We start from the raw sequence: 21,749 nt of genomic DNA, 5'->3' as shown, positions 1-21,749 counted from the left end.
CGATGTGCCCCCTTCTATGTCCAGCCCGTGCTCAACATAGCCCACCCGCCGCGCCCGTCAGGATGCTCGGCCGCGCCGGCGGACTTCCCGCCGCCCCGGGCCGGCGGGGCGACCGGACCGGGCCGAGGAGATGCGCCGTCACGCCGCCGGGGAGCATGCTGGCAAGGTGACCCGATACGGCACGGGCGGGCCCGGGCCTCCCGCCGAGGACGGCTCGAACCACAGGGACCCGATCGACGGCGCCCCGCAGTCCGACGAGCTCTCCATGGTTCTCGCCCAGGCGGAGGCCGGCGCCATCGAGTCCGTCGGCGGCTTCGCGGGCGGCCTCTACCTGCGCTCCGAGTCACCCGAACTGCTGCGCCTCGCCGTGATCGCCGGGCTCCCCATGAACCTGTTCCGCCACTGGTGGAGCATGCATGTGAACCGCCCCTTCCCCCACTCGGACGTGTTCCGCACGGGCCGTCCCGTCTACCTCGGCGACGCCGAGGCGGCCATGCGCCGGTATCCGCAGCTCATGGCGGGCCTGCCGTTCCCCTTCGGGTCCCTCTATGTGCCGATCGTCCACGAGGGCGAATGTTTCGGAGTCATGGCGGTGCTCCGCCCCGCCACCCCCGGCCTGCCGGTCAACGAGGCAGACCAGCGGCGCATCGAGCAGGTGGGAGAGCGGCTCGGCAGTGTGCTGTCCGCCGCCCGGCCGGACGGCCCGCGCATCGTGTGGGAGGGCGACCCGGTGGCCGTGACGCTGCAGGCCCTGACCGCACCGCCGCTGCGTATCGGGATCTTCGACTGGGACCTTGAGGCGGGCACCGTGACCGGCGACGAAGGCTGGCGCGGCATTCTCCGTGTCCAGCCGGAGGACCTGCCTCTCACCGCGGAGGCCGTGGCGGCGCGGATCGAGCCGGAGGACGCCTACGGGCTCTGGGCGCTCGGCCGCCGGTCCGCAGAGTCGGACCGGCCGGTCACCCGCAGAATGCGGCTGCAGGGCGCCGACGGACGTCCGCACCTGCTGGAACTCACCGGCCGCCGCAGACGGTCAGCGGACGAGTCGGCCACCCATCTGACCGGCTACCTCGTCGACCTCGGCGCGGGGCCGGTCGTCGCGGACTCGGCGGACCGGCTGCCCTTCGGCGTCTGCTCGCTCGATCGTCTCGGCCGCATCTCGTACATGAACGAACAGGCGGAGCGGCTCCTCGGCCGGCAGCGGTCCGATCTGATCGGACGGATCCTGTGGGAAGCCGTCGCGACGTTCCAGCCGCCCGCACACGAGGACCGGTTCAGGGCGGCGCTGCTGTCCTCGGACCCGGTCCAGTTCCTCGTACCGCACGGCGACGGCTGGCTGTCCGTCACGCTCTACTCCGGGCTCGACGGCGTGACCCTGACCCTCACCAGCGGCGAACCGCCCGCCTACGCCCCCGGATCCGTCATCGCCCCCGGCACGGGCGCGGGCTCACCCGCCGACCGGGCGGTGGCCCTGTACCGCCCGGTCGCCCTCGCCATCGCGCTGACCGAGGCGGTCACGGCCCGTCAGGTCTCCGCCGTGGTCACCGAGGAGCTGCTGCCCGCCTTCGGAGGCCGCCAGCTGGCGATCTACCTGCTGAGCAACCGGCACCTCCACCTCGCGTGGGAGACCGGGTTCCCGAGAGGCTTCCTCAACCGGTTCGACGGCGTGGGCCTCGACGCGAAACTGCCCGGTGTCGAGACCCTGACCTCCGGCCGACCCCTCTTCTTCGAGTCCATGCAGCACCTCGCCCACGCCTATCCGGGCGTGCCGCTCGACGCGTACGTCGGCGCCAGGGCCTTCCTGCCGCTGATCGCCTCCGGCCGCCCGGTCGGCTCGTGCATCCTCGGCTTCGACCAGCCCCGGGACTTCAGCCCGGAGGAGCGCACCGTCCTGACCGCGCTCGCCGGACTCATCGCACAGGCCCTCGAACGGGCCCAGCGCTACGACTCGGAGGCGGCGCTCGCCCGAGGGCTGCAGGACGCACTGCTGCCGCACCGGCTCCCCGTCGTCGACCGGCTCGACACGGTGGGGCGGTACCTCTCCGGGACACAGGGAATGGAGATCGGCGGCGACTGGTACGACGTCATCGACACCGGCCGCGGAGCGGCCGTCATCATCGGAGACGTACAGGGACACGGCGTCCAGGCCGCCGCGACCATGGGGCAACTCCGCAGCGCCGTCAGGGCACTCGCCGTCAGCGGGCACACGCCCGTCGAGGTCATGACCGGTACCAACCAGCTGCTGATCGACCTCGACCCAGGTCTCTTCGCCAGCTGCTGCTACATCCTGCTCGACCCCGCCACCGGCCGGGCCGAGGCCGTCCGGGCAGGGCATCTCCAGCCCCTGCTCCGCCGCCCCGACGGCCTCACCGAGGTCCTCGCCCTCCCCGGCGGCGTGGTGCTGGGGGTCGACGCCGACGCGACCTATCCGGCCACCGAACTCACGCTGGAGCCCGGCGCGGTGCTCGCCCTCTTCACCGACGGCCTGGTGGAGCAGCCGGGGGCCGACATCGATCTCGGCATCGAGCGGCTGCGGGCCACGCTCGCGGACGTGGGAGCCGCCCCGCTGTCGGACACCGCGGACCGTCTGGTCCACCACGCCCGTCAGATGGCCGACCGGCCCGACGACATCGCGCTGCTGCTGGCGGCGCGCCCTGCCCCTGCCGCCGGACCCGACCGCTGACCTTGCCCTCGACCCGCCCGGCTCCTGCCGTCCGCCGTCCAGGGCCCCGGGAGCTAGCGTGAACACCATGGACAGCTCCCCGGCCGCCGGCCCGCCCGCAGGTCCCGAGGACGGCGACTTCCCCGAACGGACCGCCCCGGGCTGCACCGGGCTCGACGAACTGGACGCCGCCGTCAGCCGGTGCCGCGCCTGTCCGAGACTGGTGGCCTGGCGGGAGCAGGTCGCGGCCACCAGGCGTGCCGCCTTCGCCGACTGGGAGTACTGGGGCCGTCCGGTGCCGGGCTTCGGACCCGCCGACGCCCCGCTCGCCGTCGTCGGGCTCGCGCCCGCCGCCCACGGCGGCAACCGCACCGGCCGCATGTTCACCGGGGACGACTCCGGCGACGTCCTCTTCGCCGCTCTGCACTCCGTCGGCCTCGCCTCACAGCCGACGTCCACCCACCGCGGCGACGGACTCGTGCTCCACGGCGTACGCGTCACCGCACCCGTCCACTGCGCCCCGCCGGAGAACAGGCCGACGCCCGGTGAGCGCGACACCTGCCGCCCGTGGCTCGCCACCGAACTGTCCCTGCTGCCGCGGCTGCGCGCGATCGTCGTCCTCGGCGGGTTCGGATGGCAGGCCCTGCTGCCCGTGCTCGAGGCGACCGGACGCCGGTTGCCCAGGCCGCGGCCCGCGTTCGGGCACGGCGCCCATGTCGTGCTGCCGGCCGACGGCGACCTGCCGGAACTGCATCTGCTCGGCTGCTACCACCCCAGCAGGCGCAACGTCTTCACCGGGCGCCTCACCTTCAGGATGCTCGCCGACGTCCTCGGGCACGCCGCCCGCGTCAGCGGCCTGAGCCGCTGACACCCACCGTCGGGTCGAGCCGCTCCAGCACCTTGTCCGGCGTCAGCGGCAGGTCCCTCAGCCGCGAACCCGTCGCATGGTGCACCGCGTTGGCGACGGCCGCGGCGGTGCCGACGATGCCGATCTCGCCGATGCCCTTGCTGCCCATCGGATTGAGGTGCGGATCGTCCTCGTCGATCCAGTGCGCCTCGATCGAGTGGATGTCGGCGCAGACGGGGACGTGGTACGAGGCCAGATCGCACTCCGCGTAGTCGCCGAAGCGCTCGTCCATGGTGCTGCCCTCCATCAGCGCCATCCCGATGCCCATCGTCATCCCGCCGATGAACTGCGAGCGTGCGGTACGGGCGTTGAGGATGCGGCCGGCCGCGTACACCCCGAGCATCCGCCGCACCGCCGTCTCGCCGGTGACCGTGTCCACCTGCACCTCGCAGAAGACGGCGCCGAAGGCGTGCCGGGCGTACGCGGGCTCCTCGCCGGTCTCCTCGCGGGTGTCGGCGGTGACGGTGAGCCCCTCCTGCGGCAGTTCGCCGTCGTGGTCGGCGAGGCGTTCCGCGAGGAGCGCGGAGGCCTTGTGGACCGCCCACCCCCACGACGCCGTACCGGACGAACCGCCGGCGAGCGGGGCCTGCGGCAGGTCGGAACTGCCGATGTCGACGGTCACCGCTTCCACGGGAACCTTCAGCGCCTCCGCGGCGATCTGCGCCAGTACGGTGCGTGCGCCCGTGCCGATGTCGGTGGCGTTCACGCGGATCCGGTGCGTGCCGTCCCGGCCGGCGTGGGCGGTCGCGGAGGACGGGGAGATCAGCACGGGGTAGGTGCTCGCGGCGACACCGGTGCCCAGCAGCAGGCCACCCTCCCTCGTGACGCCCGGACGCGGGTCGCGGTCCTGCCAGCCGAAGAGGTCCGCGCCACGGCGCAGGCAGGCGACGAGATTCCTGCTGCTGAACACAAGCCCCGAGTCGGGCTCGGTCTCCGGTTCGTTGCGCAGCCGCAGTTCGACCGGGTCCAGCCCGGAGGCGACGGCGAGTTCGTCCATCGCGCACTCCAGGGCGTACATTCCGGGCGCCTCTCCGGGTGCCCGCATCCAGGAAGGGCTCGGCACGTCGAGGGCCGTCACCCGGTGGACCGTACGGCTGTTGGGGGAGACGTACATGACACGGGCCGGGACCGCGGCCTGCTCCACGAACTCCTTCACCCGCGACGTCTGGGTCACCACCTCGTGGGCGAGCGCGGCGATCCGGCCGTCGGAACCGGCGCCCAGCCGGACATGGTGCAGCGTCGGCGCCCGGTGACCCGCCACCGCGGCCAACTGACGCCGGGGCAGGGCCACCTTCACGGGCCGTCCGGCGTGGCGCGCGGCCATCGCCGCCAGCACCACCGGCGGCCGGGGCGTTCCCTTCGACCCGAAACCGCCGCCCACGTGCTCGGACACCGCCGTGACCTGCTTGCGGTCGAGCCCGAACAACTGCACCAGGGCGTCCCTGACGGAGCCGGAACCCTGGCTGGAGTCCCACACGGTCAGCCGGCCGTCGTGCCAGTGGGCCGTGGCGGCGTGCGGCTCCATCGGATGGTTGTGCAGCGCGCCGATCCGGTACGAGGTGTCCACGCGGATGTCGGCCGATGCGTACGCGCCGTCGAAGTCGCCCCGTTCACGCACCGCCGGGAAGCCGCCGTTGGCCTCCTGCGGCGTGTACAGACCAGGATGACTGCCGGTGAGCAGTACGTCGTGCTCCTCGGTCTCGTACTCGACGCGCAGGGCCGCCGCACCCGCGCGGGCGTTCTCCAGGGTGTCGGCAACGACCAGGGCGATGTGCCAGCCGCGGTGCGGGACGCGGTCGTCCTGCAACAGTCGGAGCGTCGGATCGTCCGGCTGTGCCAGACGAGGGGCGTTCTCGTGGGTGAGCACCGCCAGCACGCCGGGGAGGCCGAGCACCGCCGCCGTACCGATTCCCGTCACACGGCCCTTCGCGACCGCTGCGGGCACCGGCCAGCCGTACGCGCAGCCCGACGGGGTGTGCTCGGCGGCGTAGCGCGCGTGGCCGGCGGCCTTCTCGCGGGCTTCGCGCCGCACCACCGGCGCTCCCGGCCCGGCGGCCGGCCCGCTCACGAGAGCTCCCCGTCGCCGCCGTCGTCTCCGGAGCCGACGGCGTCCGCCGTACCGTCGGAGTCCGCCGTACCGTCGGAGTCCGCCGTGCCGTCCGCGAGTCCCGTGAGGACGTCGACGGCGAGACCGCGCGCGAGCCGCACCTTGAACGCGTTGTCACGCAGCGGCCGCGCCGCCTCCAGTTCCGCCTCGGCCGCGCGCACGAACGTCTCCCGGCCGGCCGGCGCACCGACGAGTCGTTCCTCCGCCCTGCGGGCACGCCAGGGCCGGTGGGCGAGGCCCCCGAAGGCCAGCGCCGCGTGCCGGATCCGTCCGTCCTCGATGTCGAGCACGGCGGCGACCGACACCAGGGCGAACGCGTACGAGGCACGGTCGCGGGCCTTGCGGTACGCCGACCGCGCCCCGGTCGGCACCGGCGGCAGTTCCACGCCCGTGATCAGCTCGCCGGCTCTCAACTCGGTGTCCACCTGGGGACGGTCCCCGGGCAGCCGGTGGAAGTCGGTGACCGCGAGGGACCGGTCGCCTTCCGTGGAGTGCAGATGCACGGTGGCGTCGAACGCGGCCAGCGCCACGGCCATGTCGGAAGGGTGCGTGGCGACGCAGTGCTCGGAGTGCCCCAGTACGGCGAGATCGCGGTGGACGCCTTCCCTGGCGGGGCAGCCGGTGCCCGGCGCCCGCTTGTTGCAGGGCTTGGAGACGTCCTGGAAGTACGTGCAGCGGGTGCGCTGAAGCAGGTTCCCCCCGGTGGTGGCCGAGTTGCGCAGTTGTCCGGAGGCTCCCGCGAGCAGGGCCTCGGAGAGGGCGAAGTACCGGGTCCGGATCGCCGGATGGGACGCCAGGTCGCTGTTGCGCACGGCGGCGCCGATGAGGAGCCCGCCCCCGGCCACCCCCTCCACCGTGCCGAGGGGCAACCGGCTCACGTCGATGAGCACGTCGGGCGTCGCGACGCCGAGCTTCATGAGGTCGACGAGGTTGGTGCCGCCCGCGAGGTACTGCGCCCCGGTGTGGGCGGCGTACGCGGCGACGGCCTCCGCGGCCGTGCCGGGCCGGACATAGGCGAATGGCTTCACGGTGTCACGTCCTCGATGGCCGCCACGATGTTGGGGTAGGCGCCGCAGCGGCACAGATTGCCGCTCATGCGCTCGCGGATCTCCCGCCGTGTGAGGGCGACGGGGCCGGCCGCCCCTTGCGGCCCGCCGGTCACCAGCGAGGGGCGGCCGTCGGCCGCCTCCGCCAGCATCGCGACGGCGGAGCAGACCTGGCCGGGGGTGCAGTACCCGCACTGGAGGGCGTCCCTGGCGACGAACGCCTCCTGCACGGGATGGAGTTCGCCACCGGGCGCAAGGCCCTCGGCCGTGGTGATGTGCGCCTCGTCGTGCGACACGGCAGGCATCAGGCAGCTGTTCACCCGCCGTCCGTCGGCGATGACGGTGCACGAACCGCACTGGCCGTGGTCGCAGCCCTTCTTGGGCCCGGTCAGGTCCAGGTGCTCGCGCAGGGCGTCCAGGACGGTGGTGCGGTGGTCGAGGGTCAGCGTGTGCCTGACACCGTTGACATGCAGGGTGACCGCGGAGTGATGGGCGTCCGGGCCGCTGCGTGGGCCCGCGGTCTCCGGTCGGCTGGTTGCGTCCACGCCGCAGCCCTTTCCGGTCGGGTGATGAGGTTTTGTTCTTTTCCTACCAGTCCGCGTGGGATTGCGCGGCTCGACCGCTCAGGAGCTGTCCGAGTCCTTCGGGCGCTCCGACCCCCGGGAGCCCCCGGTGCCCGCTGACGCCTCCGGGCCGGCGGGGTTGTCGGCGCCTTCGACGGTCCGCCGTTCGAGGGGCCGCAGCGCCGGTCCCTGCAGAACGGAGCCGTCGACAGCGAACCGTGAGCCGTGGCAAGGGCACTCCCATGCGCGTTCCGCGTCGTTGAACGCCACCAGGCATCCCAGGTGAGTGCAGCGAGCCGATACCGCGTGGCAGGCGCCCTCGTCGTCGCGGTACACGGCACAGCGCTGCCCCTCCAGGCGTACGACCGCGCCCGTGCCGGGCCGGATGTCGGCCGCGGAGTCCACATGGGTGGTGCGCAGCCGGTCCCCGACGAAGTGCTTGCCGACCTCAGCCTGCTGGGACAGCAGGGTGGGCGCCTCCCGCAGGGTGCTCCACAGCCGCCGGGGGTCGTAGAGGTCCGTCCAAGGGGGTTCCACCGCGCAGATCAGCCCGGTGAGCAGCCGCCCCGCCAGCACTCCGCCGCTCATGCCCCAGCCGCCGAAACCCGTCGCCACGTACGTGTGCCGGGCTCCCGGGTGGAACGGGCCGATCAGCGGCACATGATCGCTGGAGTCGTTGTCCTGCGCGGCCCAGCGGTACATGGTCTCCTCCACGGCGAAGTGGGTGTGCATCCACTCGTCGAGGCGCTCGATCCGCTCCAGGACGTCCCCCGTACCAGGGGTGAAGTTCTCCCCGGTCACGATCAGCAGCCGGCGGCCGTCGCCCAGCGGAGCCGTCCGCACCGACCGCTTGGCGCCGTCCTCGGTGATGAACATGCCGCCCGGGTCGCGGTCCGCCGGCAGCGGCGCGGCCACGACCAGTTCGCGCCGCGGCGACATCCGGGCGAAGAGCAGCGCCCGGTCGAAGACAGGGAAGTGTGTGGCGACGACGACGTCGCGGGCGGTCACCGTGAAGCCGCCCTCCGTGGTGAGCCGGCAGGGACTCCCCTCGTGCAGGCCGGTGACGCGGGTCCGCTCGTGGATGACGTTGCCGTACGCGGTGAGGTCGCGCGCCAGGCCGAGGAGGTACTTGCGCGGATGGAACTGCGCCTGGTCCTCCACCCGAACCGCTCCGGCCACGGGGAACGGCAGACCGGTGTCCTCGACGTACGACGCCTCGAGGCCCGCCTCGGCCGCCGCCTCCGCCTCGGTCCTCAGGGCCGAGCGTTCGGCGCCGTCACGGGAGTAGACGTACGACGGACCGCGCTCGAACTCGCATGTGATTCCAAGTGCGGAGGTCACCTCGGCCACGCGTTCGACGGCCGCCTGCTGTGACTGTGCGTAGAGCCGGGCACCCTGCGGGCCCCTGGTCCGCCGCAGCCGGTCGTAGATCATGCCGTGCTGTGCCGTGACCTTCGCCGTGGTGAAGCCGGTGACGCCGGCCGCGACGCGGTCCGCCTCGAGGACCACCACCGACCGGCCGCCCTCACGGGTCAGCTCCCATGCCGTGCTCAGCCCCGCGACACCGCCGCCCACGACGGCCACGTCCACCTCGAGATCGGCGGTCAGGGGCGGGTAGGAGGTGCTGTCGCTGGTACGCATCCAGTGCGAGTCCGTCGTGCGCGTCGGCCGGGGTGCCACCTCGGCCGCGTCCGGAGAATCAGAGTCGTTCGACATGCGGACCGGGTGCCCGGCCACGGGCCGCCGATGCGTCCTTCCCGAAGCGTCCGTCCGGGTGACTGACGCCGGACGGACGGGGTACCCGGAAGAACAGAAATCCGGCAGCGCCACAAGCCAGGCCGCCGGTACCGAGCACCAGAGGAGGTGTCAGCCGTGGAGACGCGGGCCGACACCGAAAGGACCAGCAGCCGGATCTCGGAACGGGAACGGGTGCGCACCTGCAGACCCGCGGTGGTGACGCAGGGACGCGAACCCGAACGGCAGGGGGAGAGCGGCCCGGAGGCGAACATCGTCCGGGGCGAGGACTGACATACCAACCGTCTGACAGCGTACGGAGGCGCCAGCCATGGACGGACCCGGACTCTCCGAACCGGAGCGGATGATCCTCGCCGAGATCGAACGCGACCTGCGCGCCGACGAGATCCTGGACCGCCGTCTGCGGACGATGACTCCCGGACCGCGGCTCGGGCGGGTCACCCACGGATTCCGGTCGCATCTGCTCGCCTTCACCGTGTGCGTGCTCGCCACCCTGACCTGCGTACTCCTCGTGATGGCCGCGTCCACGTCGTCGCCCGCCCTCCTCTGGGCGTTCGCGGCGACGTCGGCGCTCACCACGGTGGGGCTGATGCTCCTCGTGTGCCGCCGGCTGGAACGGCTGGCCGCGCGGCGCCGCCGAACGGGCCGCGGGGGCGGCCCGGGCCCGGCCTGAGCGGCGGCCGTCGATGGGAGTGGCGCACACCGGTCCGGGCGGCCGGCGCGAAGACGAGGACGAGCGGTTCGACCGGCTGTGGGCCGAGCTCCTGCGCGAGGTGAGGGTGGCGCTCGCCGGTGTGCAACTGGTCTTCGTGTTCCTGCTCGCCGTGGCCTTCGCCCCGGGATTCGCCCGCCTCGGTGAGGGCGACCGGACCATGTACGTCGCCTCACTGCTCGTCGGCGTGGCCGCCACGGGACTGCTGACCGCACCCGTGGGCATACACCGCGTGGTCACCGGCCGCGGACTCAAGTACGAGGCGGTCAAGTGGTCCTCGCGGCTCACCGTCGCCGGTCTCGTGCTGCTGCTGTGCCTGGTGGGGCTCGCCGTACTTATCGTGCTGCGCAGCGTCGCCACCCTGAGCGACACGACCGCGCTGGTGATGACCCTGGCCGTAGTCGGCGGCCTCACGCTCAGCTGGCTGGTGCCCGCCGTCCTGATGAGCCGCCGCAGTGCCCTCGTCGCCGGGGCCGCCCAGGACGAAGACGAAGGGCCTCACGACCCGGTCCCCGACGGGGAGGGCCGGGAGCGGGGACTCCACGGCTAGAGCCTGCCTCTTTGCCGGAGAAGCCGCCCAGCCGACCGGAAAGTCCGGCGCCTCGAGGGGCTGCTCGGCTACGGCCGCCGGGGAGGCGGGCGAGTGTCCTGGCCAACTGTGATCACCCTTGTCCCCGCGGATCGACGTCCGTTGGTTGAAGGGCGAATCTGCGCCGGCACTGGCACTGGTACTCGTACTCCATCGACCTCTCAGGCGGGATCCCGACGCCCCACGGGACCCGGATTCCGGCCATGACCGCCTCGAAGGCCGGCGCTCAGCGCGGGTCTCCTTCCGGCGCGGACCGCAGAGACGGAACCTGACCGATGCGTTCGGCAAGAGCGACGATGATTCCGGAGGGGCCGCGGAGGTTGCAGAGCCGGTAGGCGTTCTCGTACCGCGCCACCTCGCCGACGAGTTCGGCGCCGTGGCGGCGCAGACGGGCGATCGTGTCGTCGATGTCGTCGACGGCGAACATGACGCGGTGCAGGCCGAGCGTGTGGGGCGGCGGGTCGGGGGGCCCGGCGGTGATCGCCGCGGGGGTGTGGAACTTCGTCAGCTCGAGTCGGCCGTGGCCGTCCGGGGTGCGCATCATCGCGATGGCGCTGCGGACCCCGTCGAGGCCGACCATCCGGTCCGCACAGACTCCCTCGATCCGCGCCTCCCCTTCCAGCTCCATGCCGAGTTCGGTGAAGAAGGCGACCGCGGCCGCCAGGTCGTCGACGACGATGCCCACGTTGTCCATCCGCTGAAGTGCCACGGGCGCTCCTTCTCCCACACGCAGTCCGTTCTGGCCGCAGGTCCCCCTGGGACGGGGCCGCTGCCGCGTTCTCGGCGCCCGGCCGGTCGTCCGTCACGCGCGTCGCCGCGATGATGCCCCACGGCGAACCGGTCTTCCAGACCACCTCCCTCATGCGTTCAGCCCTCCACGCCGGTCGCGTCGTGGGAGGAGCCCACCGGCTTGGACTCGGGCGAGCCACGCTGCCGGAGATAGACGGAGAGAATGACCATCGAGGCCACCGCCAGCAGTTCCGACTGCCAGTTCTGCAGGGTGCGGTCCCAGAAGTCTGCCGAGAACACGTACTGGGACCAGCTCAGCGGCGCCTGCAGCGTCCGCAGCTGCTCCGCGTTGTGAGCGGCCAGCCCGGTGACGGACTGGGCCAGCCACGACAGGACGAAGATCGTGCCCATCACGGCACCGAGCGACCGCGAGTACAGGGCCTGGCGCAGACCGCCGGTATACGCCCAGCGCGGGGAGTCGGGCCGGGCGAAGGCCCCCACGCGCTGCTCCCTGTCCGATTCCGGGCCCGCCCTGTCGAGCTTCTTCGACTCCGGGGAACCCCGCTGGAGCAGCCAGACCGTCCCGAACATGAGCAGGAAGAACTGCAGATACTCCGACTGCCAGTTCTCGGTCACGTTGACCGCGAAATCCGAGGAGGTCAGATAGTCACCGAAACCGATCGGGTGCAGGCCCTCGGTGACCAGCTCGCTGTTGAGACGGGCCTGCCCGGCGAACGCCTGCCCCAGCAGAGCCAGCAGGAACGCGGTGCCGAAGGCGAGCGTCAGGCTGTTGTCCCTGAGGGTTCGCAGCCGGCCACCTGGTGCCAGCCCGGGGGAGTCGTGGTCGGGCTTCAACGGTGCATCACCCCGATCGAGACGCAGTACGCGAGACCGCCGCCGGCGACCAGGAGGCAGAGGAAGAACAAGGTCCGTGTCATCTCGTCATTCCCCCTTGACCTGGCATGTGTACGGCTTGCCGGCACGCGGTTCGCATCCGGCGGCCGTGATCTTCCATCCGCCCGGGAACGTCGAGAGGAAGAGCGTGTCGTTGACGAGGACGACCCGTGCCTCCCTGCCGTACACGTCCACCCGTTCCGCCCGGCCGCCGTCAGGCAGACCGGCTTCGGTGAGTGCCCTGGGGCACGGCGCCTCCGCGCTGTCCTCCAGCTCCTGAAGCGTGCCCGGCGCGAGCGCGGAGCAGGCTTTCTCCGCGTCGCCCGCGCGCAGAACGGCCTCGAAGTGCTCGACGGCGCGGGCGGCGGCGTCCTCGCGCGAGCCGAGCGACGTGCAGCCGGCCAGTGCCACGACCGCTGCGACGACGGCAGCGGTCGTCAGGACCGCCGTCGGTGGACCGGGACGCTTCGAGCCTGCCAACTTTCCTCCTGGACCCCCTGGCCGAGCCCCTGAGCCCCCGAGCTGTGTGCTGCCTCAATACCGGCGAATACCGGCGACGACACATCCGCGACGCGTACACCCGCGGCGTACATCCGCGACGAGTGCGTCAGCGACGAATGCGTGAGCGACGAATGCCGCCGGCTGCGCGTGCAGCCGGCGGCGATGTGCGGATCCGGGCGTCCGCCTGGCCCCTCAGCCCCCGGGACCGCCGCTGCCGAAGGCTCCGCCGCTCTCGTCGGAGTCACGCGGAGGCTTCTTCTCAGGGGCGGGCCGGGAGCCCATGTTCCCGTAGCCGTGGAGTTCGTGGGGCGTCAGACGCCCCGGTACCTCGTGTCCCTCACTCGTGTCGAACTCGTCGGGCTCCAGACGGCTCTCGTAGTGCGTCTGGTGATCGGGGCGCCTCGGCTGTTCGTCCGGCCGCGGCGGCATGTCGCGTCGCCGGCGCGCGCCCACCTGCCAGACGATCCACACGAGCAGCACCAGCAGCCCGAGCACGATCAGGCTGAAAACGATGACCGCGGGTGCTCCCTCACCGGCCGCGAGGAGAGCGGCGCCGTCCCCGGCCGGCTGGTTGAAAGTGACCATGCTTACCGGGTACCCAATCTGGCCGGTATATCCGTCGGCGGCGGAGCAGCCGCCCGAATGGACGCGCCTTGTCAGGCGGCCCGGCCGGCCGCGCCGAGGGCGGCCAGGAGGTCGTCGCGGGTCATGGACGACCGGCCCGAGATGCCCAGCTCGGTGGCGCGGGCGTACAGCTCCTTCTTGCTGAGTCCGGCCAGGTCCCGCCCTGCGGCCTTCCGGTGCCGATCGCCTCCCGCGGCGCCCTCGGAACCCCTGGCGCCCCTGCCGGGACCCGCGGAGGCCCTGGCTCTGCGGGTACGCGCACGGCTGCCGCGTCCCTCCCCGGAGCGGGCCCGCTCGACGCTGCGGCTGAGCACCTCCATCAGATCGGTGACGTCGGTCGTCTCCGGCGGCCCGGCCTCCGTGACCACCTCGCGGCCCTCGCGCTTCGACGCGACGAGGCCGCGGACCCGGTCCTCGTAGGTGTCTTGGTAGTCCTCCGGTCTCCACTCGACGGTGAGCGCGTCGATGAGCTTCCGGGCCGTGCCCAGCTCCTTCGCGCCGATCCTGGGCCGCCGCTTGGGCAGGTCGAACTCCCGGCCGGGGTCCCTGATCTCGTCCGCGTAGTGCATGGTGTGCAGCACGAGTACGGACTCCTGGGCGCGGACCGCGGTCAGGTACTCCTTGCCGCGCATGGTGAAGGTGGCGACACCCGCCTTCCGCGAGCGGTCGAGGGCACCGCGCAGCAGCTCGTAGACCTTGAAGTACTCGTCGCCGCGCGGGGCGAGGTAGTACGTGCGGGCGAAGTACACGGGCTCGATGCTGTCCAGTTCGACGAAGCCGCTGACGTCGATGACCTTGGACCGGCCGGGGGCGATGTCGTCGAGCTCCTCGGGTTCGACGACCACGTACTCGCCGTCGCCGGTGTCGTAGCCCTTGACGATGTCCTCGCTCCTGACCTCGCGGCCGGTGCGTTCGTTGACGCGCTTGTTGCGGATACGGTCACCGGTGCCGCGCTGCAGCTGGTGGAAGTGGACGGTGTGGTCGTCGGTGGCGGTGAACATTCCCACGGGCAGGGTGACCAGCCCGAAGCTCAGCACCCCTGTCCACATCGCTCTTGCCATCGCCCCGCACCTCCGCGTCGCCGTAACGGGTCCCTCGCGGGTTCCTGACCGCGCCTCATTCTGGGAGCCGACCGGATGTCACGGCCACCTGGGCAGCGCTGACACGCGCAGCGGGCCGCTCGCCCTTCCGGGTGACGAGAGCCGGCCTCGCGCGCCCTCTTCACGGAGAGTGGGCACGCGGGCGTCACGGCCGTGAACCGGCCGACGCCGCGCGACGACGTGACCGTGACGCTGCCCGGCCACCGCCGACCGGCCGGCCTGACCGGTACGTGCCGCGAGGATCGTGCCGTGGACGCACGCGAACGCGCGGACGGCCGCGACCGCCTCCCCGCCGTCCTGCCGGTTCCCGACCCTCGTCGGCAGGGGACTCAGGTCGAGTCGCGGACGACGAGTTCGGTGGGCAGCACGATGTGCTGCCGCGGCGCGCCGGGGTCGGCGATCTCGTCGAGGAGCATGCGCGCGATGGTGTGTCCGATCTCCTCGACGGGCTGGCGCACCGTCGTCAGCGGAGGGTCGGTGTGCCGGGCGATGAAGGAGTCGTCGAAGCCGATCACCGCCACGTCCTCGGGGATGCGCCGGCCCTGCGCGCGCAGCTCGCTCATGGCTCCGGCCGCCATCACGTCGGACGCGGCGAAAACGGCGTCGAGCCCCGGCATGTGTTCAAGAAGTGAACGCATGCCCTGGCGGCCGCCCTCCTCGGTGAAGTCGGCCGCGGCGACGAGGTGTTCACCGGAGTCCCGGCCGGCCGCGTCGAGGGCTTCACGCCAGCCGCGCAGACGGCTCCGGGCGACATCCATGTCGAGCGGGCCGGTGATCGTGGTGATGGTCTTCCGGCCCCGTTCGACCAGGTGCCGCACGGCTGAGGCGGCACCGCCCACGTTGTCGGAGTGGACGTGGCTGAGCGACTCGGCGGGGGAGCGGCGGCCGGCGAGAACCGTCGGCAGTCCCATGTCCTCGAGCAGCCCCGGCAGGGGGTCGTGCTCGTGCACCGAGACCAGCAGGACGCCGTCCACCCGGCGTGCCGCGACCGAGTCGGTGAGCTGGTCCTGTTCGCCCTTGTCGCGTACGAGGACCAGTTGGAGCTGGGTCCGGGTCTGCGCCAGGCCGGTGCTGACGCCGCGGATGACCGCGGAGAAGTACGGCTCGGAGCCCAGCTTGCTCTCCGACTCCGGGATCACCAGGGCGATCGAGTCGGTCCGGCTGGTGACCAGGCCCCGGGCGACGGAGTTCGGTACGTAACCCAGCTCCGCGATCGCCGCAAGGACCGCGTCCCGCGCCTCGTCGCTGACGAGTGCCGAACCATTGATGACCCGTGACACCGTCGTGCGGCCGACACCGGCCCGCGCGGCGACTGTCTTGATGGTCGGCCGCCCGCTGCCCCCCATGGCCCCTCCCTCGTCGATCGGCTGACACGCCGCCAGGCAGCGCATTGTGCCAGAAGCGCTCACCGCTCCCGGCGGCCCGGCCTGCTCGTCGCCTGATGTGCATCGGGAGACGATCTGGTTTCAAGTTCTTGACAGGTGTACGGCGAGGCCGTCAGTCTTCGTGAACCTTGATGGGCACGTTCCCATCGTAGCTTGAGAACGTACCCACCATGAATCGGGCCACTCAGCGGACCGTCGCGTCCGCATTCCGGTGCATCGGCACCGTCGCTGGGGAGGACACCATGACCAGGAACCAGAAGCTGTTGCGTACAAGAATTACCGGCGCTGTCTCCGCAGTCGCCGCCCTCGGCCTGATCGTGGGCTGCAGCGGCGGCGACTCCGGTACCGGCGGCGGCGTCAAGGACGGCAAGGTCACCATCACCATGGGCCTGTTCGGCGTCATGGGGTACAAGGAGACCGGTCTGCTGGACCGGTACATGAAGGAGAACCCGAACGTCACGATCAAGGCCGAGGTGGCCGGTGACGAGCAGACCTACTACACGGCCCTGCAGACGCACCTGGCGGCGGGCAGCGGTCTGAAGGACATCCAGGGCATAGAGATCGGGCGGGCCAAGGAGCTCGTCGACACCCAGGCGGACAAGTTCGTCGACCTCGCCGACGTACCCGGCATCGAGCACTACCTGCCCTGGAAGCTCAGCCAGGTCACCACCCCGGACAAGAAGCTCATCGGTCTCGGCACCGACATCGGCCCGATGGCCGTCTGCTACCGCAAGGACCTGTTCGAGCAGGCCGGACTGCCGACGGACCGCGACGAGGTCGCCGAGCTGTGGGCGGGCGACTGGTCCAAGTACGTCCAGGCCGGCAAGGACTTCAAGGCCGGATTCAAGGGCGACGGCGTCGCCTTCATGGACAGCTCGAGCGGCCTGTTCAACGCGATGATCTACGGCAACTCCGAGCAGTTCTACGACAAGGACGGCGAGCTGATCTACCGGGACAGCCCCGCCGTCAGAGGAGCCTGGGACCTCGCCTCGCAGGCCGCGACCACCGGGCTGACCGCCAAGCTGCGGCAGTTCCAGCCCGGTTGGGACCCGGGGCTGGCCAACAGCACCTTCGCCACCACCGTCTGCCCGGCGTGGATGCTCGGCCACATCACGGAGAAGGCCGGACCGAAGAACAAGGGCAAGTGGGACGTCGCCAAGGCCCCCAAGGGCGCCAACTGGGGCGGTTCCTTCCTCGGCGTGATGGACAAGAGCCCGGTCAAGGAGGAGGCCAAGAAGCTGGTCGCCTGGCTGACCGCGCCCGAGCAGCAGGAGTTCGTGTTCCAGAAGCTCGGCAACTTCCCCTCCTCGCAGAAGGCGCTGACGTCGCCGGCCGTGACCGGCGCCGAGCAGGAGTACTTCGGCAACGCGCCCATCGGCAAGATCTTCGGTGCCGCGGCTCAGGAGATCCCCGACGAGCAGGTCCTCGGACGCAAGGACGGCACGATCAAGGACATCTTCTCGCAGGGCCTGACGCTGATCGAGTCGCAGAACAAGAGCCCGGAAGAGGCCTGGAAGACCACCGACGAGCGGATCAAGAAGGCCACCGGCTGAGCCGGCCCCCGTCCGCCCGGTGACCGCGCCCCGCCCCGAGCGGCAGGCGGTCACCGGGACCGATCCCCTGACCCAGGCCTCACAGGAAGGTTGCCCCCGTGGCCGCTTCCACTCCCGTCGCGCCGGCCGGCGGACCCGTCGGCAAGCCCCCGGCACCCGGCGCACCCGCCGACGGCGCGCGCCCGCGCCGGCGCGCCCTGCTCCACCGGCTGGACGTGCGCGGCGCGCCCTACGTCTTCGTCGCCCCGTTCTTCGTCGTCTTCGCGGCCTTCAGCTTCTATCCGCTGATCTACACGTCGTGGATATCCCTGCACCGTGTCGAGCTCGCCACCATGAACATCATGGAGTGGGTGGCCTTCGACAACTACGTCACCCTGTGGGAGGACGAACGCTTCTGGAACGCGGCCGGCAACACCATCACCCTCGGCGTGATCTCCACCGTGCCGCAGCTGCTGATGGCCCTCGGCCTCGCCCACCTGCTCAACTACCGCATGCGGGGCTCGACCTTCTTCCGGGTCGCCGCCCTCGCCCCGTACGCCACCTCTGTCGGCGCGGCGGCGCTCGTGTTCACCATGCTCTTCGAACGCGACTTCGGCATGATCAACTGGATGCTCGGCCTCTTCGGTTTCGACAACGTCGACTTCGAGAACAACAAGTGGGCCGCGCAGATCGCCATTTCGACGATCGTGATCTGGCGATGGACCGGCTACAACGCCCTGCTCTACCTCGCCGCCATGCAGGCCATCCCGAGGGACCGCTACGAAGCGGCCGCCATCGACGGCGCCTCGCGCTGGCAGCAGTTCCTCACCGTCACCGTCCCCGGAATCCGCTCCACCATCGTCTTCACCATCGTGCTGTCGACGATCGGCGCGACCCAGCTGTTCGGCGAGCCCCTCATCTTCGGGCAGGGACCCAACGGCATCACCGGCGGCGCCGACAACCAGTACCAGACCCTCGGACTGCTGCTGTACGAGGAGGGCTGGAAGAACTACCAGATGGGCCGGGCCGCGACCGTCGCGTGGATGATGTTCCTCCTGCTGGTCCTCGTCTTCGTCGTCCAGCGCGTCGTCCGGCGCGTCGCCGCCCGCAGGTCCGCACCGACCAGGAGCACCGCGTCATGACCACCGACAGCCTCGCGGCCCGGACCGAACCCGGACCCGCCGCCGTACGGGAGTCCACCCCCACGGCCCGCCGCCGTCCTGTGCTGCGCCCGCGGGCCGGCCGTCAGCACCACGCGGGCCCGCTCGCCTACGTGCTCCTCGCGATCGCGGCGCTCACCTCGCTCTTCCCCCTGTACTGGACGATGGTGGCGGCCTCGACCGACAACACGCGGGTGACGCAGACCCCGCCGCCGCTGCTGCCGGGACCGAACCTGTTCGAGAACCTGGCCAGGGCGTGGGACGAGGCCGCCATGGGCAAGGCGATGATCAACAGCCTGATCGTCGCCGGCTGCATCGCCCTGGCCACGGTGCTCTTCGCGACGCTGGCCGGCTTCGCCTTCGCCAAGCTGCGGTTCAAGGCGCGCAACGTACTGCTGATGCTGGTCATCGGCACGATGATGGTGCCGCCCCAACTCAGTGTCGTACCGCTGTTCATGATGATGAGCGACCTGGGCTGGGGGCAGAAGCTGCCCGCCGTCATCTTCCCCACCCTGGTGAGCGCCGTCGGCGTGTTCTTCATGCGGCAGTACCTCGCGGAGGCCCTGCCCGACGAACTCGTCGAGGCCGGCCGGGTGGACGGCGCCCACTCGCTCCGCATCTTCTGGAGCATCGTCCTGCCGGTCGCCAGGCCGGCGATGTCGGTGCTGTTCATGATCACGTTCGTGCACGCCTGGAACGACTTCTTCTGGCCGTTCATCGCCCTGGACATGAGCAACCCGACGGTGCCCGTCGCGCTCACCCAGCTGAGCGCCGGATACATCCGCGACCAGTCGCTGATCATGGCCGGCGCCCTGCTGGGCACGCTGCCGCTCCTCGCGATGTTCGTCGTCTTCGGCCGCCAGATCGTCGGCGGCATCATGCAGGGCGCCGTCAAGGGCTGAGCCCTGCCGCCGGGCGCCGACTAGCGCCGGACGATCCCCCTCTCCTCCCCCGATCTTCCCGTCACCGGAAGGACTCACGTGACCACCGCAACCCGGCACGCCACCCCAGCCGACCAGGCGCCCGCCACCCGCACCTTCCCTCAGGACTTCCTGTGGGGCACGGCGACCGCCGCGTACCAGATCGAGGGAGCGGCCGCGCTGGACGGCCGCACGCCCTCCATCTGGGACACCTACTCCCGCACCCCGGGCAAGGTCAGAAACGGCGACACCGGCGACATCGCCACCGACCACTACCACCGCTGGCGTGAGGACGTCGCCATCATGGCCGACCTCGGTGTCGGCGCGTACCGGTTCTCGATCGCGTGGCCGCGCGTGCAGCCGACGGGCCGCGGCCCCGCCGTGCAGAAGGGACTGGACTTCTACCGCCGGCTCACCGACGAGCTGCTCGAGAAGGGCATCCAGCCGGTCGCCACCCTCTACCACTGGGACCTGCCGCAGGAGCTCGAGGACGCCGGCGGCTGGCCCGAGCGGGCCACCGCGGAACGGTTCGCGGAGTACGCCGGACTCGCCGCCGACGCGCTCGGCGACCGGGTCCGCACCTGGATCACGCTCAACGAACCCTGGTGCAGCGCCTTCCTCGGCTACGGCTCCGGAGTGCACGCACCCGGCCGCACCGAGCCGGTGGCCGCCCTGCGCGCCGCCCACCATCTCAACCTGGCGCACGGCAAGGCGGTCCAGGCGCTGCGCGCCGGCCTGCCCTCCGCCGCACAGGTGTCCGTCACCCTCAACATCCACCACGTCAGGCCGCTCACCGGGCAGGCGCCCGACGTGGACGCCGCGCGCCGGATCGACGCCCTCGCCAACCGGGTCTTCACCGGACCGATGTTCGAGGGCGCCTACCCCGCCGACCTGCTGCGGGACACGGCCCACCTGACGGACTGGTCCTTCGTCCGCGACGGCGACACCGCCGACATCAAGCAGCGGCTCGACTTCCTGGGCGTCAACTACTACACGCCGACGCTGGTCTCAGCCGCTGCCGACGGCACCCGCCACGGCTCCGACGGCCACGGCAGGAGCGACCACAGCCCCTGGCCCGGCGCCGACAACGTGGCCTTCCACCTCCCGCCGGGCAGCACCACCGCCATGGGCTGGGCCGTCGACCCGACCAGCATGCGCGACCTGCTGCTGCGCATGGGCACGGACCTGCCGGGCATGCCGCTCGTGATCACCGAGAACGGGGCGGCCTTCGACGACTACGTCGACCCGAGCGGCGAGGTCCGCGACCCGGAGCGGATCGACTACCTGCACGGGCACCTCACCGCGGTGCACCAGGCCATCGAGGCGGGCGTGGACGTGCGCGGCTACTTCCTCTGGTCCCTCCTCGACAACTTCGAGTGGGGCTACGGATACAGCAAGCGCTTCGGCACGGTCTATGTCGACTATCCGACGGGCAGGCGCATCCCCAAGGCGAGTTCGCGCTGGTACGCGGACCTGGCGCGCACCGGCACCCTGACGCCTCTCGACTGACGTCCGGGCGTACGGCAGGGCCCCGGTGCCGCGCACCGGGGCCCTGCCCACCGCTTCACCAGCGGCCGTGCACCTGCGCCCTGATACGCCGGTCGTACAGATCCCGGACCGCGTCCAGCGAACCCTGCGACAGCGGCGGCTCGTCCGCCGCGGCCGCGTTGGCGCGAGCCTGGTCGGCGGAGCGCGCGCCGGGGATCACGCTCGTCACGCCCGGCTGCTGGATGATCCAGCGCAGTGCCGTACGCGCCGGGGTGCTGCCGGGAGCGGCGAGTGCGCCGAACTCGGCGGCCGCCTCGATCCCGGTCGCGAAGTCGACACCGGAGAAGGTCTCGCCCTGGTCGAACGCCTCGCCCCGCCGGTTGTAGGTGCGGTGGTCGTCGGCGGCGAACACCGTGTCCCTGGTGTACTTGCCGGACAGCAGCCCGGACGCGAGCGGCACCCTGGCGATGATGCCCACACCCGCCCGCGCGGCCGCCGGGAGGACTTCCTCGAGCGGCTTGAGCCTGAACGGATTGAGGATGATCTGGACGCTCGCGGTGCCCGGCCGGGCGATCGCGGCGAGCGCCTCCTCGCACGTCTCCACGCTCACGCCGTACGCGGCGATCCGCTTCTCCGCGACCAGCGTGTCCAGTGCGTCGAAGACCTCGTCGGACGAGAACACGGCGGTCGGGGGACAGTGCAACTGCACCAGGTCCAGGGTGTCCACGCCCAGGTTCTCGCGCGAACGGTCGTTCCAGGCGCGGAAATTGTCCAGTACGTAGTTCTCCGGGAGCTGGTCGGCGCGCCGGCCCATCTTGGTGGCCACGAACAGGTCCGCGTCCGGACGCTCGCGCAGATAGCGGCCGATGAGCTGCTCACTGCGCCCGTCCCCGTAGACGTCGGCCGTGTCGAAGAAGGTCACACCCGACTCGACGGCCGCGTCGAGGACACGGACGGCGTCCTCCTCCGTGACATCGCCCCAGTCGGCGCCCAGCTGCCAGGTGCCGAGTCCCACCACGGAGACGTCCCGGCCGGTCCTGCCCAAAACCCGCTGTTCCATGTCGTGCATCCTATG

General features: G+C 71.5%; 20 protein-coding genes. 9 read left to right on the top strand and 11 right to left on the bottom strand.

Annotated features, from left to right (window positions below; translation table 11 throughout):
• The first annotated feature begins 130 nt into the window (after nt 1-130).
• Together ACFYV1_RS25045 and ACFYV1_RS25040 are read left to right on the top strand one after the other, a co-directional pair.
• Nucleotides 131-2,683: a SpoIIE family protein phosphatase gene (locus tag ACFYV1_RS25045; RefSeq protein ID WP_389397809.1), complete on the top strand. Its 2,553-nt coding sequence runs from the start codon at nt 131-133 to the stop codon at nt 2,681-2,683.
• Between the two features lie 67 nt (nt 2,684-2,750).
• Nucleotides 2,751-3,530: a uracil-DNA glycosylase gene (locus ACFYV1_RS25040; RefSeq protein WP_389397808.1), complete on the top strand. Its 780-nt coding sequence runs from the start codon at nt 2,751-2,753 to the stop codon at nt 3,528-3,530.
• On the opposite strand, the gene ACFYV1_RS25035 is transcribed toward ACFYV1_RS25040, so the two are convergent.
• From ACFYV1_RS25035 to ACFYV1_RS25020, 4 genes are all read right to left on the bottom strand, one after another.
• Nucleotides 3,511-5,637: a xanthine dehydrogenase family protein molybdopterin-binding subunit gene (locus tag ACFYV1_RS25035; protein ID WP_389397807.1), complete on the bottom strand. Its 2,127-nt coding sequence runs from the start codon at nt 5,635-5,637 to the stop codon at nt 3,511-3,513. The two genes, ACFYV1_RS25040 and ACFYV1_RS25035, sit on opposite strands and share 20 nt — an antisense overlap.
• On the bottom strand, nt 5,634-6,704 hold the full coding sequence (locus tag ACFYV1_RS25030) for an FAD binding domain-containing protein (RefSeq protein WP_389397806.1): 1,071 nt from the start codon (nt 6,702-6,704) through the stop codon (nt 5,634-5,636). The genes ACFYV1_RS25035 and ACFYV1_RS25030 overlap by 4 nt, the downstream gene beginning before the upstream one ends.
• Nucleotides 6,701-7,267, bottom strand: a complete 567-nt coding sequence (locus tag ACFYV1_RS25025; protein ID WP_389397805.1) for a (2Fe-2S)-binding protein — start codon at nt 7,265-7,267, stop codon at nt 6,701-6,703. Before ACFYV1_RS25025 ends, ACFYV1_RS25030 begins: the two co-directional genes overlap by 4 nt.
• Before the next feature lie 78 nt (nt 7,268-7,345).
• On the bottom strand, nt 7,346-8,926 hold the full coding sequence (locus tag ACFYV1_RS25020) for an FAD-dependent oxidoreductase (RefSeq protein ID WP_389398005.1): 1,581 nt from the start codon (nt 8,924-8,926) through the stop codon (nt 7,346-7,348).
• Between the two features lie 231 nt (nt 8,927-9,157).
• On the opposite strand from ACFYV1_RS25020, the gene ACFYV1_RS25015 reads away from it, so the two are divergent.
• From ACFYV1_RS25015 to ACFYV1_RS25005, 3 genes are read left to right on the top strand one after another with little or no spacing between them, the layout of a single operon-like run.
• On the top strand, nt 9,158-9,313 hold the full coding sequence (locus tag ACFYV1_RS25015) for a hypothetical protein (protein WP_389397804.1): 156 nt from the start codon (nt 9,158-9,160) through the stop codon (nt 9,311-9,313).
• 37 nt (nt 9,314-9,350) lie between these two features.
• The gene (locus ACFYV1_RS25010; RefSeq protein ID WP_389397803.1) at nt 9,351-9,713 is read left to right on the top strand and encodes a DUF3040 domain-containing protein; all 363 of its coding nucleotides are present in this window, start codon (nt 9,351-9,353) and stop codon (nt 9,711-9,713) included.
• A gap of 13 nt (nt 9,714-9,726) precedes the next feature.
• Nucleotides 9,727-10,302: a DUF6328 family protein gene (locus ACFYV1_RS25005; protein ID WP_389397802.1), complete on the top strand. Its 576-nt coding sequence runs from the start codon at nt 9,727-9,729 to the stop codon at nt 10,300-10,302.
• Nucleotides 10,303-10,567: 265 nt separating this feature from the next.
• Here the strand turns inward: ACFYV1_RS25005 and ACFYV1_RS25000 are convergent, their stop codons facing one another.
• The 6 genes from ACFYV1_RS25000 to ACFYV1_RS24975 all read right to left on the bottom strand — a co-directional run bounded on the left by ACFYV1_RS25000 (nt 10,568) and on the right by ACFYV1_RS24975 (nt 15,535).
• The gene (locus ACFYV1_RS25000; RefSeq protein WP_389398004.1) at nt 10,568-11,035 is read right to left on the bottom strand and encodes a VOC family protein; all 468 of its coding nucleotides are present in this window, start codon (nt 11,033-11,035) and stop codon (nt 10,568-10,570) included.
• A 173-nt stretch (nt 11,036-11,208) separates the two neighbouring features.
• Nucleotides 11,209-11,925, bottom strand: coding sequence for a DUF6766 family protein (locus ACFYV1_RS24995; protein ID WP_389397801.1), 717 nt, complete (start codon nt 11,923-11,925; stop codon nt 11,209-11,211).
• A gap of 87 nt (nt 11,926-12,012) precedes the next feature.
• Nucleotides 12,013-12,444 (bottom strand): hypothetical protein, encoded by a 432-nt coding sequence (locus ACFYV1_RS24990; RefSeq protein WP_389397800.1) that lies wholly within the window; start codon nt 12,442-12,444, stop codon nt 12,013-12,015.
• A gap of 213 nt (nt 12,445-12,657) precedes the next feature.
• Nucleotides 12,658-13,050, bottom strand: coding sequence for a DUF6479 family protein (locus tag ACFYV1_RS24985; protein WP_389397799.1), 393 nt, complete (start codon nt 13,048-13,050; stop codon nt 12,658-12,660).
• A 71-nt stretch (nt 13,051-13,121) separates the two neighbouring features.
• On the bottom strand, nt 13,122-14,150 hold the full coding sequence (locus ACFYV1_RS24980; protein WP_389397798.1) for a Ku protein: 1,029 nt from the start codon (nt 14,148-14,150) through the stop codon (nt 13,122-13,124).
• A 368-nt stretch (nt 14,151-14,518) separates the two neighbouring features.
• Nucleotides 14,519-15,535 carry a LacI family DNA-binding transcriptional regulator gene (locus tag ACFYV1_RS24975; protein ID WP_389397797.1) on the bottom strand — a complete coding sequence of 339 codons (1,017 nt, stop codon included), beginning with the start codon at nt 15,533-15,535 and terminating at the stop codon, nt 14,519-14,521.
• Nucleotides 15,536-15,816: 281 nt separating this feature from the next.
• Here ACFYV1_RS24975 and ACFYV1_RS24970 point away from each other — a divergent pair, with 281 nt between their 5' ends.
• From ACFYV1_RS24970 to ACFYV1_RS24955, 4 genes are all read left to right on the top strand, one after another.
• A complete protein-coding gene (locus ACFYV1_RS24970; protein WP_389397796.1) occupies nt 15,817-17,127 on the top strand; it encodes an ABC transporter substrate-binding protein in 1,311 nt (436 codons plus the stop codon).
• A 98-nt stretch (nt 17,128-17,225) separates the two neighbouring features.
• Nucleotides 17,226-18,248, top strand: coding sequence for a carbohydrate ABC transporter permease (locus tag ACFYV1_RS24965; protein ID WP_389397795.1), 1,023 nt, complete (start codon nt 17,226-17,228; stop codon nt 18,246-18,248).
• Nucleotides 18,245-19,168 (top strand): carbohydrate ABC transporter permease, encoded by a 924-nt coding sequence (locus tag ACFYV1_RS24960; protein ID WP_389397794.1) that lies wholly within the window; start codon nt 18,245-18,247, stop codon nt 19,166-19,168. The genes ACFYV1_RS24965 and ACFYV1_RS24960 overlap by 4 nt, the downstream gene beginning before the upstream one ends.
• Before the next feature lie 78 nt (nt 19,169-19,246).
• A complete protein-coding gene (locus tag ACFYV1_RS24955) occupies nt 19,247-20,695 on the top strand; it encodes a GH1 family beta-glucosidase (protein ID WP_389397793.1) in 1,449 nt (482 codons plus the stop codon).
• 55 nt (nt 20,696-20,750) lie between these two features.
• Here ACFYV1_RS24955 and ACFYV1_RS24950 read toward each other — a convergent pair whose 3' ends face one another.
• Nucleotides 20,751-21,734 carry an aldo/keto reductase gene (locus tag ACFYV1_RS24950; RefSeq protein WP_389397792.1) on the bottom strand — a complete coding sequence of 328 codons (984 nt, stop codon included), beginning with the start codon at nt 21,732-21,734 and terminating at the stop codon, nt 20,751-20,753.
• Nucleotides 21,735-21,749: the final 15 nt, after the last annotated feature.

This window comes from Streptomyces sp. NPDC003023 (genome assembly GCF_042888225.1).
Taxonomy (GTDB): Bacteria; Actinomycetota; Actinomycetes; order Streptomycetales; family Streptomycetaceae; genus Streptomyces.
This window is presented reverse-complemented; position numbering and strand designations above follow the sequence as displayed.